Genomic DNA, 1,088 nt, shown 5'->3' with positions numbered 1-1,088 from the left:
GCTTTTAGAGGTGGAAAACCAGCATATCGCACTCCAATCCGACAGGAAAAGGGGGGCAGTCTCAAGTCACGGCTGGCTCTTGCCAACAGGGCAACCGTTGGGGCAATCGGATCAGCGAAGTAAAGACAAAAAAGCTCGCCATGAACAGATTTTTCGAGTTTCTTCTGCAGCTTTCCCCGACGGACTGCGGACGATCTGAGAAAGCTAGGGCGAATGCGCCAGCTCACACCGGCTCCGCTCGCTGGCAACTGGCCCTGTGGAGAACTGCGGTAGGGAGACAGCCGTAGGGTATGTCCAGGAAGAGGGCAACCCCACAGATGTACAACAGATGTACAAAGTCAGGCGTGCAACGGTCTATCGCTGGCTGAACCTAGAAGACCTCAGGCCGACAAAAGTCAAGACCCAGAAGCCAAAGATAGACTTGGCCGCCCTGCAGCAAGACATAGGCCAGGATCCAGGAGCTCAATTGTAAGGATAGAGCTCAGAGATTCGGGTCGCGCCAGCGGGACGGAGCCCTTGCCCTATTGACTATACTGGTGGTGCTCTGGGAGCAATGATACTATTACCCTAGATTTTTCGTGTTTCTGAGTAAGCTCATGCTGACTTGCCCAAGCCGTCATTCTTTTAACTTAGATACGACAAGATCCATAATGGAAAGCAGCATTATCGATGCCAGGATTGTCACAGGCAATTTATACCTGAATCTACTCAAAAGATTGTCTCAGAATTCAATATATCCCTAGTTAATAAACTTAAGCGACTTTCCATTGCTGCTATATCTTATGTAAATGAACTACCAGAACTCTGGACAAAATTATGTTAATCACAAATCAACTTATCCTTCCCAAATCATGGAGGTCTACCCGTCAAAAGAGGTACTTTGATCCTGCGATGCGACGAGCTATTGCCATTTGTGCTAGCAGGTTGGAGCTTGAAAGCAGGACGAGCTTCCCAAACTTGTTCAGAATGATTGTTCAGAATGACTGTGTCTCCACATGGGTTGGAGTCAGTGTTGCCGAGAAAAGCCATATCCTTGCTAGATTGAAGTCATGGGATCCCTGACTCTACCCGGTAGAACTGAACTTTAT

Annotated in this window: 2 protein-coding genes; both read left to right on the top strand. The window is 48.3% G+C overall.

Annotation, left to right across the window (positions count from 1 at the left end; translation table 11 throughout):
- A partial coding sequence (locus tag NW838_RS03225; RefSeq protein WP_414427488.1) for a hypothetical protein occupies positions 1-199 on the top strand: 199 nt, incomplete at its 5' end.
- Between the two features lie 57 nt (positions 200-256).
- The gene (locus NW838_RS03220; protein WP_414329292.1) at positions 257-472 is read left to right on the top strand and encodes an IS630 transposase-related protein; all 216 of its coding nucleotides are present in this window, start codon (positions 257-259) and stop codon (positions 470-472) included.
- Positions 473-1,088: the final 616 nt, after the last annotated feature.

The sequence above is a fragment of the Synechococcus sp. R55.2 genome, from assembly GCF_047462075.1.
GTDB lineage: Bacteria > Cyanobacteriota > Cyanobacteriia > Thermostichales > Thermostichaceae > Thermostichus.
The sequence above is the reverse complement of the archived record's forward strand: the minus strand, read 5'-3'. Positions and strand labels throughout refer to the sequence as shown.